This window comes from Paenibacillus sp. (genome assembly GCF_048976745.1).
Lineage (GTDB): Bacteria > Bacillota > Bacilli > Paenibacillales > Paenibacillaceae > Paenibacillus.
This window is the reverse complement of record NZ_JBHGUU010000014.1, coordinates 75124-91683: the sequence shown is the minus strand read 5'-3', so window position 1 is coordinate 91683 and position 16560 is coordinate 75124. Positions and strand designations below refer to the sequence as shown.

The 16560-nt window shown below is 47.1% G+C and carries 16 protein-coding genes; 4 read left to right on the top strand and 12 right to left on the bottom strand.

Translation table 11 applies throughout. From position 1 onward, the window contains the following. Positions 1-16: 16 nt before the first annotated feature. The 8 genes from ACE3K2_RS21345 to ACE3K2_RS21310 all read right to left on the bottom strand — a co-directional run bounded on the left by ACE3K2_RS21345 (position 17) and on the right by ACE3K2_RS21310 (position 8004). Positions 17-1765 carry a sensor histidine kinase gene (locus tag ACE3K2_RS21345; RefSeq protein WP_421894758.1) on the bottom strand — a complete coding sequence of 583 codons (1749 nt, stop codon included), beginning with the start codon at positions 1763-1765 and terminating at the stop codon, positions 17-19. Continuing rightward, entirely contained in the window at positions 1762-2442 is a 681-nt protein-coding gene (locus ACE3K2_RS21340; protein WP_421894755.1) for a response regulator transcription factor, read from the bottom strand. The genes ACE3K2_RS21345 and ACE3K2_RS21340 overlap by 4 nt, the downstream gene beginning before the upstream one ends. Before the next feature lie 251 nt (positions 2443-2693). Next, complete coding sequence (gene thiD / locus ACE3K2_RS21335) at positions 2694-3506, bottom strand: bifunctional hydroxymethylpyrimidine kinase/phosphomethylpyrimidine kinase (RefSeq protein WP_421894752.1); 813 nt, start codon at positions 3504-3506, stop codon at positions 2694-2696. Between the two features lie 105 nt (positions 3507-3611). Next, positions 3612-4313 carry an ABC transporter permease gene (locus ACE3K2_RS21330; protein WP_421894749.1) on the bottom strand — a complete coding sequence of 234 codons (702 nt, stop codon included), beginning with the start codon at positions 4311-4313 and terminating at the stop codon, positions 3612-3614. Then, positions 4303-5226, bottom strand: coding sequence for an ABC transporter ATP-binding protein (locus tag ACE3K2_RS21325; RefSeq protein WP_421894746.1), 924 nt, complete (start codon positions 5224-5226; stop codon positions 4303-4305). Before ACE3K2_RS21325 ends, ACE3K2_RS21330 begins: the two co-directional genes overlap by 11 nt. Positions 5227-5355: 129 nt before the next feature. Continuing rightward, on the bottom strand, positions 5356-6288 hold the full coding sequence (locus tag ACE3K2_RS21320) for a sensor histidine kinase (RefSeq protein ID WP_421894743.1): 933 nt from the start codon (positions 6286-6288) through the stop codon (positions 5356-5358). Further along, positions 6285-7001 carry a response regulator transcription factor gene (locus ACE3K2_RS21315; protein WP_421894739.1) on the bottom strand — a complete coding sequence of 239 codons (717 nt, stop codon included), beginning with the start codon at positions 6999-7001 and terminating at the stop codon, positions 6285-6287. Before ACE3K2_RS21315 ends, ACE3K2_RS21320 begins: the two co-directional genes overlap by 4 nt. Positions 7002-7152: 151 nt before the next feature. After that, entirely contained in the window at positions 7153-8004 is an 852-nt protein-coding gene (locus ACE3K2_RS21310) for a DegV family protein (protein ID WP_421894736.1), read from the bottom strand. Positions 8005-8309: 305 nt separating this feature from the next. On the opposite strand from ACE3K2_RS21310, the gene ACE3K2_RS21305 reads away from it, so the two are divergent. The 4 genes from ACE3K2_RS21305 (at position 8310) to ACE3K2_RS21290 (ending at position 11649) form a co-directional block, all read left to right on the top strand. Next, complete coding sequence (locus ACE3K2_RS21305; protein ID WP_421894733.1) at positions 8310-9086, top strand: ABC transporter permease; 777 nt, start codon at positions 8310-8312, stop codon at positions 9084-9086. Next, positions 9083-9883 carry an ABC transporter permease gene (locus tag ACE3K2_RS21300; RefSeq protein WP_421894730.1) on the top strand — a complete coding sequence of 267 codons (801 nt, stop codon included), beginning with the start codon at positions 9083-9085 and terminating at the stop codon, positions 9881-9883. The genes ACE3K2_RS21305 and ACE3K2_RS21300 overlap by 4 nt, the downstream gene beginning before the upstream one ends. Positions 9884-9906: 23 nt before the next feature. Beyond that, positions 9907-10875 carry an ABC transporter ATP-binding protein gene (locus ACE3K2_RS21295; protein WP_421895004.1) on the top strand — a complete coding sequence of 323 codons (969 nt, stop codon included), beginning with the start codon at positions 9907-9909 and terminating at the stop codon, positions 10873-10875. Between the two features lie 96 nt (positions 10876-10971). Next, positions 10972-11649 (top strand): deacylase, encoded by a 678-nt coding sequence (locus ACE3K2_RS21290; protein WP_421894727.1) that lies wholly within the window; start codon positions 10972-10974, stop codon positions 11647-11649. A gap of 83 nt (positions 11650-11732) precedes the next feature. On the opposite strand, the gene ACE3K2_RS21285 is transcribed toward ACE3K2_RS21290, so the two are convergent. The 4 genes from ACE3K2_RS21285 to ACE3K2_RS21270 all read right to left on the bottom strand — a co-directional run bounded on the left by ACE3K2_RS21285 (position 11733) and on the right by ACE3K2_RS21270 (position 16521). Continuing rightward, positions 11733-12788: a serine hydrolase domain-containing protein gene (locus tag ACE3K2_RS21285; protein WP_421894724.1), complete on the bottom strand. Its 1056-nt coding sequence runs from the start codon at positions 12786-12788 to the stop codon at positions 11733-11735. 165 nt (positions 12789-12953) lie between these two features. Next, on the bottom strand, positions 12954-13355 hold the full coding sequence (locus tag ACE3K2_RS21280; RefSeq protein WP_421894721.1) for a MerR family transcriptional regulator: 402 nt from the start codon (positions 13353-13355) through the stop codon (positions 12954-12956). Positions 13356-13381: 26 nt separating this feature from the next. Then, entirely contained in the window at positions 13382-14878 is a 1497-nt protein-coding gene (locus tag ACE3K2_RS21275) for a prolyl oligopeptidase family serine peptidase (protein WP_421894718.1), read from the bottom strand. A gap of 80 nt (positions 14879-14958) precedes the next feature. Beyond that, positions 14959-16521 (bottom strand): glycoside hydrolase family 32 protein, encoded by a 1563-nt coding sequence (locus ACE3K2_RS21270; protein WP_421894715.1) that lies wholly within the window; start codon positions 16519-16521, stop codon positions 14959-14961. Positions 16522-16560 lie beyond the last annotated feature (39 nt).

Here is a 16560-nt window from a genome sequence, read left to right as displayed (position 1 = left end):
TTGACTCCCTTTCGTACTAGGCTTTAGGAAAAATAATATAAAAACGGACGCCATCCGGTGTATTCTCCACTCCATAATTGCACCCGTGCAGATCGAGGATCTGCTTCGCAATGGCCAGACCGAGCCCGGTTCCCCCCATTTTGCGATTACGTGAGCGCTCTACCCGATAGAACCTCTCCCATATATACTGACGCTCTGCTTCAGCGATCTGCTCGCCCTTGTTCTCAATGGAAATATGGACAAAACCTTCACGCCTGCTAATCTCAATAGTTATATCGGTATGTGGTATCGCATGACGTATAGCATTCATCATGATATTAAAAATAACTTGCTCCAGCTTGCTTCGGTCACCCTCAACCGTCTGTTCTGTTGTGGATACAAGCACTACATCCAATCCTTTGTCCTTCAGTTGCGGACCCAAACGGCCGGCGATATCTTCAATCATGTCAGCCAGTGCAACAGCATCCGTATTCAATTGAATTGCTGAGGATTCCAGTCGCACCAGATCCAGCATCTCTTCAACCATCGTTTCCATTTTGATCGCCTCATCGGCAATGATCTCAATATAGCGCTCCCGTTTGCTCTCACTCACGCCATCCTTCAGCCCTTCGGAATATCCCTTAATAATGCTGATTGGTGTCTTAAGTTCATGAGATGCATCGGCAAAAAACTTGCGCTGACGCTGTTCAATCTGCTGCTTCATTTCCATATCTGTGCGCATCTGCGTGTTGGCCTGCCTCAGCTCTTCCAATGTCTGACCCAAGGTTCCCGATAAGGCATTGAGGCTGTTAGACAGACTGCCAATTTCATCATTACGCCGGATGGGTGATTTCACCGTGAAATCCAGCGTAGACATTTTCTTGGCGACATGGTTCAGGGCCAAGAGCGGCTTCGTTACAATTCGGGACAGGAGCAATGCCAGTAACAGAATCAATATAAATGCCCCGATGCCAAAATACCCATAGAACAAACGTGTTGCCTCATTTGCTTCCCTCATCTCCTGAAGAGAGGTGAGCGAGAAAATCAGTTGCTGCTCGGGTCCGGAACGATGCACTGGAGCAATGGTGATGACATTGCGAACACCACTCCAGCTATCCATCCATTCTTCATTGAGCATTTTGCCATTGGCCAACGCAAGTTGATCTTCCGTCGACAAAGGGAACCGGCTATCCAGTGCTTGCACCAGCAATCCCTGTCTCTGACTCCACGTTGCCAGATTGGGGAGAACCACCTCGGTCAATACACCTGACCATTCCTTCACCGGTTCAATTGATTCCTGAAAGCTTTCGGTTCCCCATGCGGCAGATGTGGCATCCTGGATTTTGAATGGGTAGACCATGGACCTGCTGGCCGGGCCTCTCACCGTCAGTTTCTGCCCATATTTCAGATGGGATGTAATCCAGCCAGCATTCTCACTATTGATAAACAAGGACAAGGACACCTTCACGTGACTCCCATCCTCCTGAAGCAAGGTAATGTGGAACGGGTCATTAACCAGTCTTCCGGTATTCGTCAGAATGACCAGATGTGACTGATTCTGACGCATGAACTTGCCGGTCTCCTTGGCTAGCTGCAAATCACTCCAATGTCCATTGGAATATTGCTGTTCGAACTTGGACAGCTTTTTCTTCATACTGCTTACCTTTTGATGCTGATAAAAATCGGGAAACCAAACCAATTGGGCAAATACTGTCGTCCCATATAGAAGAACCAGACATCCTGCCATGACCAGGAAAAGCTTCATCGTTACGCCATTTCTTCTCATGCTTCTGCCTCGAAACGATATCCAGTACCAATCACAGTCCGGATACACTTGGCCTCATCACCCAGTTTGCTGCGCAGCTTCTTGATGTGGGTATCCACAACACGTGAGTCTCCTTCAAAATCAAATCCCCAGATCCGATTCAAAATGGCATCCCGGGACAACACAATACCTGCATTTCGTACCAAATATAACAACAGATCATATTCCTTTGGCGCGAGTTCCACTTCAATTCCGTCCTTCTCCAGCCGCCGAGCCCATGGATCAAGGGTTACCTGTCCGAAACGAATGACACCTTGCTCTCGTCCAACTGCGCCTTCAACACGTTTCATTAATGTCTCTGCACGTGCAACCAGCACACGCGGACTAAACGGCTTGGTAACGTAATCGTCTACGCCCAGCTGAAATCCATGAATTTTATCGTCATCCTCGGACCGTGCAGTCAGCATGATAATAGGTACGGTAGATTGGGAACGAATATGCCCACATAACGTCCATCCATCCATTTCAGGCATCAAAACATCCAGAATGACCAGATCCACCTCATGCAGAGCCAGCAGTTCCAATGCCTGTACTCCATGTTCTGCTTCTATAACGTTCCATTGTTCTTTTATGAAATAATCGGCCACAATCTCACGAATGCGGCTTTCATCTTCCACCAGAAGCACTGTTCTGATCATGACCGACTCTCCTTTTTGGATTTCTGATGATAACATACCTATTCCATGTGTCGTTCATGTGTCCATACATGTTTTGGAATGAACCCCATGATATATACGATTAATATAAGCCAAAAGTTACTAATTTTTATCAAAATTCGCACAAAAAAGAAGCCATCAACGAGCAATCTCTTGCTCATTGACAGCTACTTGAATGAAATCGAAGTGTGTTATCCAGAGGTGATGCGCTGCTGCGCGTTCACAGATAACACTTAACGTTGTTGCTCCAGACGGTGTGCCACATGCAGTGTAGGACCCACAAAACGATTCAGCGGGAATCCGCCGGCAATTGCTTTGGTCACGAAGGCTTTACCTTCACGAACAGCCTCTTTCACTGAAAGACCACGAGCCAATCCTGCGGTAATCGCCGCAGATGTTGTGCAGCCCGCACCGTGCGTATATCCGGAGCCGACAACATCGGCTTCAAACCATTCGTAGTTGGTTCCATCATAGAGTAGATCCATTGCTTTACCCGGGCTAATTACACCTCTGTCCTTGATCAGAACATGTTTCGAGCCATGGGCATGAATTGCTGCTGCCGCTGCTTCCATCTGTTCCTTGGAACGGATCGGTCCACTCTTCGCCAGTTGAGATGCTTCGAACAGATTAGGTGTAACCAGATCAGCACCTGGCAACAGGAATTCGATCATCGCTTCCGTATTTTCCGGTTGCAACACTTCATCTGTACCTTTGCAGACCATCACTGGATCGATAACGATCTGTGGCAGGCCACTACGGCGAATATGTTTTGCTACCAATTCAATAATATCTACAGAACCAAGCATACCTGTCTTCATGGCATCAAAACCGATACCATCCAGAACAGTGCGAAGCTGGGCTTCAACCACATTTAATTCCACAGGAAAAACTTGGTGATCCCAAGTATCGGGCTCCATCGCCACAACTGTAGTCAGTACGGTCATGCCATACACACCCAGCTCCTGAAAAGTTTTCAAATCAGCTTGAATACCTGCACCGCCGCTCGTGTCCGAACCAGCGATTGTTAATGTCTTTGGAATCGTCATGATCGTTGCATTCTCCTTCGTGTCTCAGTTGACATTATCCTATCCCTTGTACGAGCGGATGTCAATGGCATCTGAAGCCATACGGTGCATGGCTTTCACGATGATTCAGTTCACATCTTTGGTCTCCAGACGAATCATGGACATGGAAGCAATCCATATCCCAACAGCTCCAAGGGTCAGGGGGATTATAATAAGCGAATGAATGGAATATTCAGACCCGTTGAATCCGGAGCAGACAATCAAAACCAGCAGAATGGACGAGACCATTGTGGCTGTAACAGAATGCTTACGCATACCGAAGAATAAGGGAATGAGTGCCATACTCGCAGCCGATAAGGAACTCATACTGTACTTCACCAGAAATTCCAGTGCATCCCGATTCGTTAATGATCCAGGAATAAAGGAGTAGAAATGATTAGCAATCAATAACAGTGAACCCATCAACAGATCGGTAAACATAATCATCACAAATGTAAAAACAAACACGATAATCAATTTGGCAGCTATGATTTTATGACGCTGGATTGGATACGTGAACATGACGTTCATCGTTTTATTTCGATATTCACTAATGACGAACTTGGATAATAACACTCCTGCAAATACGATAAAGGTCGCTCTCACAAAGGTATCAACAATCATGAAGGCGGTCTGGTAACTGGCATAGGCATAATCTTCTGCCCCCACATCCACAAATCCAATCATGATCAGAAAAAGAAGAATGGCTATATTGGCAATTCCTGCAACTGCAAAATTTCGTGCAAAGCGATGCTTCCGCAACTCAAGCCTAATCAGTTTAAGCAACATCTTCATCCCCTTTTACCAGCTTCATGAAGTGCTCTTCCAGGGAATGCGCCCGTTTGGATATCGATTCGATCTCAATGCCGTGTTGGATCAGCTTTGTGTTCAATTCTGATGGAATGATTCCCAGATCATAGATGCGTAACGTATGGTCATCGACAAGTTTATAATTACTCAAACCAAGCTGATGCTCAATGATATAGGTCGCTTTGCGAATATCCACCGCCTGTAACTCAATGTATTCATTTTGACTTCCCCGAATGCTCTCCATCGACACCTCCTCCACCAAGCGACCGCCGCGAATGACACCAACCGTGTCAGCAATCTGCTCCATCTCGCCAAGAATGTGACTGGAGACCAACAGGGTGATTCGATACTCATTGCTAAGGCGCTTGAACAAATCTCGCATTTCCCGAATCCCTACAGGGTCCAATCCGTTGATGGGTTCATCCAAAATGAGTAATTCGGGTGTTGTTATGAGTGCACGAGCCAACCCCAGCCTCTGCTTCATGCCCAGTGAGAAATCCTTAACCGGTTTTTTGCCTGTATCCTTCAGACCTACCGTTTCCATCGTGTTGTCGATAATCTTTTTATTGTAAAATCCCATGTATTCACAGTGAAGCTCCAGATTCTCGCGAGCAGATAGTCTATCGTAGAAAAAAGGATATTCAATAATGCTGCCCATTCGTTTCAGCACTTCATAGGAGGTCGGCGTAAGCTTCTCCCCAAACAATTCAATCTCCCCTGTTGTTGGTTTGACGAGATTGGTCAGCATCTTCATGATGGTTGTTTTGCCTGCACCATTTGGACCGAGGAACCCATAGATCTCACCTTGTTTAATATTCATATTAACGTTGGATACAACCTCTGTCCCTTCATATACTTTGGTCACATCTATCGTTCGTGCGATATAATTCATCGTCTTGTTCTCCTTTACGCACCCTGTCCGGGTTCCTATATCTGTATTGTAAAGAGAAAAGTCTGCTTTTTTATTAATCAAATCTTACAAAAACCTTAAGCTTGACCAAAAACGCCAAAACAGGTCCTCCTACCAGGCCTTTAAGGTAACTGAAAATACAGTCCTTTTATGTGGCACACTATGTAAATGAATCCTTCCACCCATCCGTTCGACTAGTCGCTTCGTGATCGTCAGCCCAAGGCCGCTGCCCTGATAGAGTCGATTGCGAGAATCCTCCAGTGTATACATACGTTCGAACACACGGCTATGCTCACTTTCAGGAATTCCCTTCCCTTTGTCCCAGATGTGCAGCGTCACAGATCCACCTATCGAATGTTCAAGCGATAGCCCCAGCACGTTACCCTCTGCCCCATATTTCATCCCATTGGTAATGAGATTATCCAACACACGATCCAGAGCTTCTTCATTCGCTTGCACGAAGATATCCCCATCAGGTATCTCCAACTGCACGTGCAATCCAAGATTCGTCAACATCTCATAAAAGGAGAGCATCTTCAAGCGACTTAATTCACTTATATTTACTCGACTAAGCACCAGCTCAGTGTCCCCAGATTCCAGCTTTGCCAAGTCAAAAAAGGAATGGATCAGACGCAACACTTCCTGTGCTTTATCTTGTATTTTCTCCGTCATATTCTTCCGTTCCTCATCAGTCAGTGATGGACTGTGCAGCAAAGTCTCACTATAACCCAGCACAACCGTAAGCGGTGTTTTCAGATCATGCGAAATGTTGGAGAGCATATTGCGCATCTCCTTCTCCTGGTTTGCATAACCGGCCTTAGCGCGGTGCGCATGATCCAGCAGCTGGTTCATATCTTTCAGAAGCTGGCTAACTTGATCATCACTGTTGAATACGAGCAAGCGCTCAAAGGTACCTTGATCCAGGATATCGGATACTTTGTGATGAATATAGGACAGGTGTTGACTGCGTTTCCGCAACCTCATCCACAACCCAATGACTACAATGGTTAGAATACCTGTTGCAATAGCAAAAATCAGTGTCATGTTTGCTCTGCCTCCAACTTATATCCGATGCCCCAGAGCGTCTTGATATACTGGGGAGCCGAAGGGTCCGCCTCCAATTTCTCACGCAACCGACGCATATGTACGTTAATGATATTTTCGTCTCCATAATAATGATCGTTCCAGACCGAAGCGTAGATCTGAGCCTTGGTGAACACTTTGCCGGGATGAGTAACCAATAACTTCAGGATGCCAAATTCCTTGGACGTCAGCTTGACGGGTGTACCTTCACGCTCCACCTCGTACGTCTCCATGTCGACCAGAAGTCCGCCAATGCGAATACGCTGATCTTTAGCCACTTCAGTCACAGGCAAAGCGGTATAATTGGCGCGGCGAATCGCAGCTTTAATGCGGGCAGTCAGCTCAATTAATGAGAATGGTTTGCTCAAATAATCGTCGGCGCCAAAACCCAGACCCAGTGCTTTGTCCACCTCCCCATCCTTCGCAGACAAAATAAGCACAGGCACCAAACTGACCGCTCGAATGGTTTGCAGCACATCCATCCCACTCTTGCGGGGCAGCATCAAATCCAAAATAACCAGGTCATACCCCGGTTGTGATTGGCTGAACTGACGCTCTGCCTCTAAGCCGTCATATGCATACGTGACGTCGTATCCCTCTTTTTCCAGATAAGGTCCAACCATTTCACTAATTGAACGATCATCTTCAACAAGCAATAAGCGCTGACTTGACACAAGTTTCCCTCCAACACGAACATTTTCCTTTATTACCTCACAGTTTGTATGAATTGGCAATGACATTACAAAAAGACCTGACAAGTCATCACTTTGGGATAAAGTGTGCTTCCTGTCAGGTCTATGTGGTCTATAGCTGAGTATTTATGCTTTAATTCCTATATCCGTTCTCGCTGTGTATCCAGCACAGTCCAATGGTTCCTGCACCTGCATGGATACTTACCACAGGGATGAACGGCATAATTTCGGTCTTTAATTTGGGGAGCAGATTAGCAATCTGCTTCTTGATCGTGACGGCTTCTTCTTGATTGTTTGCATGCATAATGCACACATGTTTCACTTTCTCCATATCCAGCTTAAGCATATCCAGCATGCGATCTTTCGTCCGCTTGAACGTGCGAATCTTCTCATTCACAACCACTTTGCCCTCTTCAAATCGGAGCAGCAGATGGATCTTGAGCAGTTGACTGATGATTAGCTGGGTGCCGGACACCCGACCACTGCGATGAAGATGCTGAAGGCTGGCCGGTATGAGGTAAAAGGACATATTATCAATCATCTGTTCAATATTTGCTTTGATCTCGGAAGCCGAACACCCCTGCTTCTGCCATTCCAACCCTTGCATAACCATCTCGCGAAGAGGATAGGCGCCTGCCTTTGAATCAATTGCGGTCACCGTCACCCCTGCAATCTCCGCAGCCTGCATAGATGTATGCAGCGTTCCACTTAGCTCAGTAGAGCAATGAATCGTAATAATCTCATCGTACTTGTCTTTAAGCGATTCATACAGTTCAATGAACTCGCCAATGGGTGGCTGCGAACTGCTCGCACGTGAAGCCTCCGCAAGTTTCTCATAGAACATTTCAGATGTAATGTCATCGGTTTCCCGGTAACATTCCTCTCCAAATACGATGCGCAGCGGTACGATGTAGATATGATTTTGCTCCGCAAAAACGGGATCCAGTGTACTGGTACTATCGGTGACCCATGCAATTTTCTTCATGACATCCTTCTCTCTTGCCGGATTGTTCGTTCTGTATCCTCAAGCGTCAGGCACAAGCCCGGCGGTTTATTTAAAATTTGAATATTTCACATTGTAAACGTTTGCGATACTACCTCTCAATTATAAATGAACGGACAGAGCGTTGTCTTGTGGCGCAATCATGAACACCCCTATTACTACCATTATTAGCTAAAAAAATGTCTTGCCTGTGAAGGAATATATTGGTATGCTGTTGTCCTTCTCTCTTTTTCGCCTTGACTGAAGTGAACGGAAACGCCGTTCAATCCACTTATCGGAGGTGTCACATGCTTTATTTCACTCTGGCTTCCAAAGCCTACGCCCGGAATCTGCAATACCGCGGGGCACACATGGTACATAACCTGGCAAGCGCCATGTTTGGATACATGTATGCCTGCCTCTGGATCGGCATCGGGGCCGACCATACTCTCGGAGAATACGGGACACAAGGGATGATCAGTTACATTGCGTTCACGCAATCCTCTCTCTGGATCTCGGGTTTTCTCACGAATGGATTGGGTATTCCCCTGTCCGTCAGGACAGGGCAGATCGCACTGGACCTGATGAGGCCAGTTCATCTGTTCACACACCTGATGGCACGCGAATGGGGGCAGATTGCCTACCAGTTCGTGTACAAAAGTATTCCGATCTACCTGCTCTTCTCCATTGTCTTTTCCCTACATTGGCCTTCAGACGTTTCAACACTTGGTTATGCCGCACTTGGTCTTGCCGGCGCCTCATACTTGTCCATCTGTATGAACTACATCATTGGCGCCACGTCGATGTGGACCACGGAGTCCTCCTGGCTTCACTGGGGCAATCACGCGATGATGAATCTGCTGGCTGGTTTTTTCATTCCGCTGGAATGGCTACCGAATTGGCTTGAACAACTTGCCTGGATAACACCCTACCCATTCCTGCTCTATGTACCTACCCGAATCTATCTTGGTTTCGAAGATGGCTCCTTGTTATGGGGAACCTTGCTTTGGTGCGTCTTCATGACGTTAATCTGTCTTATGATCACCCACGTGTTACGTCGTAAAGTGGAGGTGCAGGGCGGATGAAACAAACTTCCTGGTTCAATTTATATAAAATGCTCATTCGAACAAGCATCCGCAGCCGGATGCAATACAAGTTCAATTTCATCATGGCGTCCGTACTGGCTGCTTTAATACAGATCTCCGAGTTTCTGATGGTTGCTCTCGTGCTGCACCAATTCGGAGCCATTAAAGGCTGGTCCCTCCATGAGATCGGTTATCTCTTTGCCATCATGACGTTATCCAAAACACTGTATCGAACGTTTGGCAACGAGGTTCATCATCTGGAAAAATATCTGGTTAATGGTGAGCTCGATCAACTGTTAACCCGTCCCATGCCTGTATTGCTGGCACTGTTGCCCCAAAACTTCCGCATCATGGCTGGAGAAGTCCTGCAAGGCGGGTTCATTCTCTGCTGGTCTCTGGCAGGCATGATGCAGAGCGGACAGATCGGCTGGACTGCCATTCCTTTCTCCCTGTTCATAATCCTGACGGGGGCAGTCATTCTCTTTTCCATTGGTCTCGCTACTGCCACACTCGGATTCTGGACCACACGCATCGAGGAATTACAGACGATCACCGAGGATGCAGCACGAACGGCTGCCCAATATCCGCTAACGTTATATCCCAAATGGATGTCCGGCATTCTATTAACGGTGATTCCCGTGGGGTTCGTCAACTATATTCCATCACTTTACCTGCTACGAGGTGAAGGAGGAGCGTGGGTTCTTGTTGTTGTTGCGGCGGTTGCCGTACTGAGTTTGACTGCAAGTCTGCGTTTCTGGCAATTCGGCATGACCAAATATCAAAGTACAGGTAGCTAAGGAGGCGGAAACGAATCATGAACATGATCACAGCAAGGCATCTGCAAAAGGAATTCAAAACTCCTGTTATTCGCGAAGGACGTTTCTCCGGGTTACGTACGTTATTTTCACGTGAGTATGTGTCCAAGGAAGCGGTACGCGATATCAGTTTTGATATCGGCCCAGGTGAGTTTGTGGGTTACATCGGCCCAAACGGGGCTGGCAAGTCTACCACGATTAAAATGCTGACAGGTATCCTGCACCCAACCTCGGGTGAGGTAAGGCTTGACGGTATGAACCCGCATCTGGACAGGCGCAGAACCGTTGGTCGACTGGGCGCTGTGTTTGGACAGCGCAGCCAGCTCTGGTGGGATCTGCCCGTGAAAGATTCATATGATATTCTGGCCGAGATGTACGGCGTCCGTACCGAGGACAAAAAGAAACGCCTGTCCCAGTTCGCGGAGCTGCTGGATCTTGAATCGTTCTGGGCCACGCCTGTCCGCAAGCTCTCGCTTGGACAACGCATGCGTGCGGATCTCGCAGCTTCCATGCTGCATGATCCCGAATTGCTTTTTCTCGATGAACCCACGATTGGCCTGGATGTGAATGCGAAACGGAACATACGCCAATTCCTACGTACTTTAAATGAAACATTTGGCAAAACGATTCTGCTGACCACACATGATATGGACGACATTGAGCAGTTATGCAGCAGGGTCATGGTAATTAACCATGGTCAACTGACATATGACGGCACGATCTCATCCCTTCGCGAAACCATCGGACTACCTACATTGATTCGGGTAACGTTCCGGGGAGCGTTTCACCTCCCTGACGTTATTCCGTCCGTTATACACATTACAGGAGTGGAAGGGCAGATTGTCACCGTGGAAGTGAACCGGAAGGAATGGAGCACGATGGAGATTCTGAAACAGCTGGAACATTGGGGTGAGATTGAAGATGTAGAGATGAAGGAACCCGATTTCGAAGATATCATCCACCGGGTGTATTAATTGGCCCATTTTGTGAGGAAATAGGATGAAGACCTGTTCTTACGCCGTTACATGAAAGAGGGACATGGCGTACTGTACTAATGGAGGTGAAGCGTCATGCTTGTGACCAAACATGTCCTTGCAGCATCCAGCGTACACGCCACTCCCTATTTCATCGTACGTGGCATGATGTCGGGACCGGTGATGTTCATTACATCCGGGGTTCACGGGAACGAAACGGCGAGCATGGCTGCTGCGCAAAAACTCGCAGATGATTGTGCGACAGGTCGTCACGTCATTCAGCGAGGGCTGTTAATTATCGTGCCACGTGTGAACCAGCAAGCCTACGCTAAGAAAATCAGAGGCAAGCCGGATCTGAATCGTACGTTTCCACGACGTATGTCAGGCAAGGCCAAACATCCGCTCGCTGCGGCGGTTTATCAGTTGGCGCGTGAATATCAGGCCGACTGGTGGCTCGATCTGCATGAAGCCAACGGCCTGTCTCAACTGAGTTCACGAGTGCTTGGACAGACGCTGATTACCAATCCGGGCAGTCGTACCATTCCGGCTTGCAGAAGAGTGATCGAACGGATGAATCGGTCGATATCCATTCGTGATCGTCACTTTAACCTCAAGCAGCATGAATTGCCGGGATCTGCCCGTACAGCGGCTTCAAGACTATTGCAAGCCCGTTCTGTTACAGTTGAGACCTGCTGGAGTCTGAAACGCTCGACCCGTATCAAGTATCAGACGGAGATTGTGCACCATTTTCTGCGTGAAGCGGGCATGACATGATTGAAACCATGAAGATCAACCTAAAAGAAACCACAAACAGAGAGCGCCCAAAGTACATCCTCAGGTGCTCTCTGTTCGTGCATTTATCTCTGCATCATCGCTTCCAATATTTTATTGCCCACAGGTTCCAGCGGCATGAGTGGATAAAGGTCTTTTTTAGTTATGTACTTGAATATCGCATCCAGATACTCATCCACAATGGAGGCTGATCCAAAACAATAATTGGACAATAATACAACGCCCATACTCTGTTCTTTATTTATGGCCAAATAACTGGAGAAACCAAATGTGCTGCCGTTATGCCAGAGAATATTCTGATCTGAGATAGTATCACTAAACCATCCGTAACGCTGAGTTGAATCTCCAATCATTACGGGCATGTGACTTTGTTGTATTGCAGAGACTGCAGGATGATCTTCATTCAAATTGGCCTGCACAAATAAACACATATCGTGAAGAGATGACTTGATCGCCCCTGCGCCTTCATGTACACCCGTATCCCAGTGAGGCATCTTTTTCCCTGTTGACGTATGTCCATCCACAAATCTGCCATTCTGTTCTGCATTCAGCATAACAGCTGTCTCCGTCATCTTTAATGGACCTGTGATATATTTTTTCAGCAGATCGTCATATGTACTGCCTGATACTTTACATAGGATATAACCCAGTAAGCCCACGCCGGTATTGGAATACTCAAATGAACCCATCTGATCCGTAAAATCAGCATCGGATAAAAAAGCAAGTAAATCATCCTCGGTATAATTTGAAAACGGATTGTATCGATTTTTCTTCGAGGACAGATTGGTGGCAACTCCTGGTAATCCAGAGGTATGCGTAGCAAGACTTTTTAAGGTAACCTTATTCAAATAATCGTTTTTACCGTTGTGTATGTACTTGCCTACCGTGTCATCCGTGGAAAGCTGCTGTTCACGTTCCAATTCTAACAGAAGGATCGATGTAAAAAGTTTGGTTACAGAGCCGATTTCAAACAATCTGTGTTCAGGAGCAGCCGTACTCTTCTTTTGGGGATTGCCTAATGAGTGATATTCGATATCTTCCTTCGTAATAACGCCAATCTCAAGATGCAGATGTTTTTTGCCCTTAATGTAATCGGATACAAAACCTTGTAAATCCCTCATAGAAAATGTAACTCCTTTTATGGTGTGAATTTTATCATTGAAGATTGAAGTCACGTTAACCACCACTATGTATTGGCAAACTATATTATGTATTCGTTCTACATCTCCGATTCCCTGCTTGTTAGCCGACGCCTTGTTTTCTCCTAAACAGGAAAAGAGCCGCGATTACGGCTCTTTCTTCTGCACTCTGAACGATTGAATATAATTGTCGATATCGTCCTCCGGTGTATGCAACAGTCGTGCCAGATGGATCTGCATCTGTTCCAGATGCTCAATATGCTTCTGAATATCAGCGATTCGGTCACGGACGAGTGTTTTTAACGTATCCTTTTCCATGTCTTCCTGGCTAAGCAGTTGCAGGGTCTCTTGTATCTCCTTTAAGGAGTAACCCAGTAACTGGGCATCCTTAATGAACTTAATTTTGACCAGATAATCCTCGGTATACACCCGATATCCGTTGGAGGAACGACGGGGAGCAGGCAGAATTCCACTATCCTCGTAGTAACGGAGGGTTGCCATACTCACACCGGTACGCCTGGCCAACATTCCTCTTGTCATGGTTTCCATGCCTACTCCTCCACCCTTCTGCGGATTTATTGTGTTTGTTCGCTGCGTATCTTAGTATATGTGGCATCATAAGTGACCTCGGGATAATTCACTGAAGTTCCTTGCAGCAATGGCTGTTCTTCCCCTTTCAGATAACGGTCAAAGAATGCCAGCGCATAGGATCTTGTTATATCCACATTATGTTCTGGCGTCATGCCTCTGGCAAATAGTTTCGGTGAAATTAATGAAATATCCGTAAAGCTTTGATGGAAGAAGTTGTCCACCGTCAGATAATAGGTATCATTAAGACTACTTGTCATCACATGGTCCAGATCAGGCTCAAATTCAGGGTAAAACACTTTATCTTTGGACGAAGCATTCGGATCGAAGCTTTTAGCTGTTTCGCCAGACATGATGTACATAAAAGGCTGTTTCAGGGCTGTCGTGGATACCGATCCCCAGAATCCGCCTTCCAAACTCAGGCCTGCTTGAAAACGTTCATCCTGTGCGAGTGCTTCGGCTGTTGTAGCCCCGCCATACGAATGTCCCATGATGCCGACGTGATCCAGATCAAGTTTGCCCTCCAGCACCTGATTGGGATCATTCAGGTTCCACTGTTCAAGCGTGTCGAGTACAAACCGTGCATCTGCTGCACGAATACCTATGCCTTCCACATTATATTGATACAGTTCTTCTGACGTTGCAAATTCAGGCCCGGCTTCATAAGACACTTTACGCCCATCGGGGAAGGTAACACGTGCTGAGGTATATGGATGATCCATACCTACAACAATATAGCCATGGCTTACCAGTTCCTCGACAGCAGTCATGCTCTGGAAACGGGCAGAACGGACACCAGGAGAGAACAGCACCACCGGATAAGAACGGCTTGCGTCTGACATGGCTGCACCTTTAACCACATGTGTCGGAATGGTATCGAGGTAGCTGAACACCTTAGGCGGGATGCCAAATACCAGACTGATGGCTTCTCCGAGTTCAGACGGGTAAGACTCAGGAGATAACCCCTTCGCATCCTCCGGGTTTACCGGATACCACACGTTAATCATCAGTTCCCGTTTGTCCCCGCTTTCGGGAGAAAACGTCTCTTCACGGGTTTCATCCACCAATTGTTGAGAAAACGTACCGATAGCAAACTTCCCTGTAGGCTCAGGCATTGTAAACGCTGGAAAATACCAAGTGAGCAGACCTGATCCGGCGCCAGAGACCAGAGCCAGCACCCCAACCAGCGTGAGTTGAAGCCACAAACGCCATTTCGGTTTCTGCTTCTCTGCTAATTGCCCAGTGACTCTGTTACGATACCCTTTCACTAACTTAATGATTAATACGATGAAGATTATGCCTGCAACAAGATACGTTGGCAGCAGCATCACGCGAAACGAATCCAGTATGCCGTGAAGTGCCACTGCCAATATCATGGCAGCAAACATGCCTGCCACGAGCTTCCGACGCTTCGAATACATGGGGATACACACCGCTGCGGCAATCGTTACAAGTACCAATATCCATTCCATTAATTTCATCATTCAGCCTCCAATATTTCTTGATGAAACAAGGATAAACCTTGAAGTATACTTCAAGGTCAAGGCTGTATTTTTTTAATTTTTTAACGAGGAATTTGTATATCCCATTTGCGAAGTTCGGTCAACGTACACGTTCCAGACGAGAAAGCCTTAATACCTGTTGAGTTCGGCCCAGGATATATTCGCCCTGTCATGACCTGCTCTCCCTGCTGAATGAACACCTCAATGGAGCTGACATCCATAAAAATATGAAGTTCCAGCTTCCCGTCAAACAGTTCCACTGTCGCAGCTCGTTCTCCGCCCGGCCCTTGCCCGGCGTGCTCGCGATTTAAACATAAACGACGCCGCTCTACATCATAGGAAATCACGGTTTCTTCATCCTCACCCGTGCGCAGCTTCAACCCGAAGTGTCGTGCCTGTTCCGCTTCGAATACAGCATAAAGTTCGTAACAGTCTCCGCTACCGCCAAGATCAAGATCATGCTCATCACCGTTTAAATGTATATCATACTGCTGGGTGCCTTCCGACCTGTACTGTTTAAGCTCAGGAAGAGGCTGGAATATCAATCGTTCTCCCCTGCGAATCAATTGTCTAGGCAAAGTCATCGCTCCCGCCCAGGCATGGGACTGTTGTGTCGGAATTTCCGTCTCCCACGTATCCATCCAGGCCATCATAATTCGTCGCCCCTGTGCATCCTCCATCGTCTGAGGAGCGTAAAAGTCGAAGCCACAATCCAACGGAACGTACTGCTCATACTTCAGCAACCCCTGGGCTTCATCCAACGTTCCCATCATATAAACGGTCGAATGCAAGTTGCGATAGTTATCTCCCTGAGCAGGCATGCGCTGCGGAGACATGATCAGCACATCTCGGCCATCCAGTGTGAACAAATCGGGACATTCCCAATTGTCGCCAAGCGTCCCGTCACTCTGGGCCATAATGTTGACATAACTCCAATCCAGCAAGTCCGTTGAACGGTATAATAGAATGACACCTTTGCCCGCAGCATCATTTGATCCAAGGACGCAATAGTACACACCGTTTCGTTCAAACACTTTTGGATCACGAAAGTCCTTTGGACTGGTATGCGCTGGGATTTGATCCAGCCGAATAACCGGATTCATCACGCTTTTGACAAAATCAATTCCATTGTCCGAGACAGCGATATTCTGTGTCTGCAAGTAATCGTTATCCTTGTCGGGTCCAGTCACAACATGCCCCGTGTACATCAGCACCAATTTGCCATCCTGCACGATTGCACTTCCGGAGAAACAGCCTCCACTGTCGTAGCTCTGATCGGGTGCCAGAGCAACAGGCAGATAAGACCACGTAACCAAATCACGGCTCACCGCATGGCCCCAGTGCATCGGCCCCCATACCGGCTCGTACGGATAATGCTGATAGAACATATGATACATCCCACCGAAGTATATGAAGCCGTTAGGATCATTCATCCAGCCCACCTCTGGCATCAAATGATAGGCCATTCGATAGGTTGGATCAACCTGATGTCGATGCTCCTTGATATATGCGTTGGCCCGAGCGAGTGTATAACTCTCCTTTGTTTGATCCGAAGAACTCGTCAGTCCAAGGTCTGTCTCTTGCTTTGTGTCTATTTCCTGTTTCCCGTATCGTTCCTGATTCATATGTCCTTCACTCCTGTCTCTCTCTATATCACCCAACTG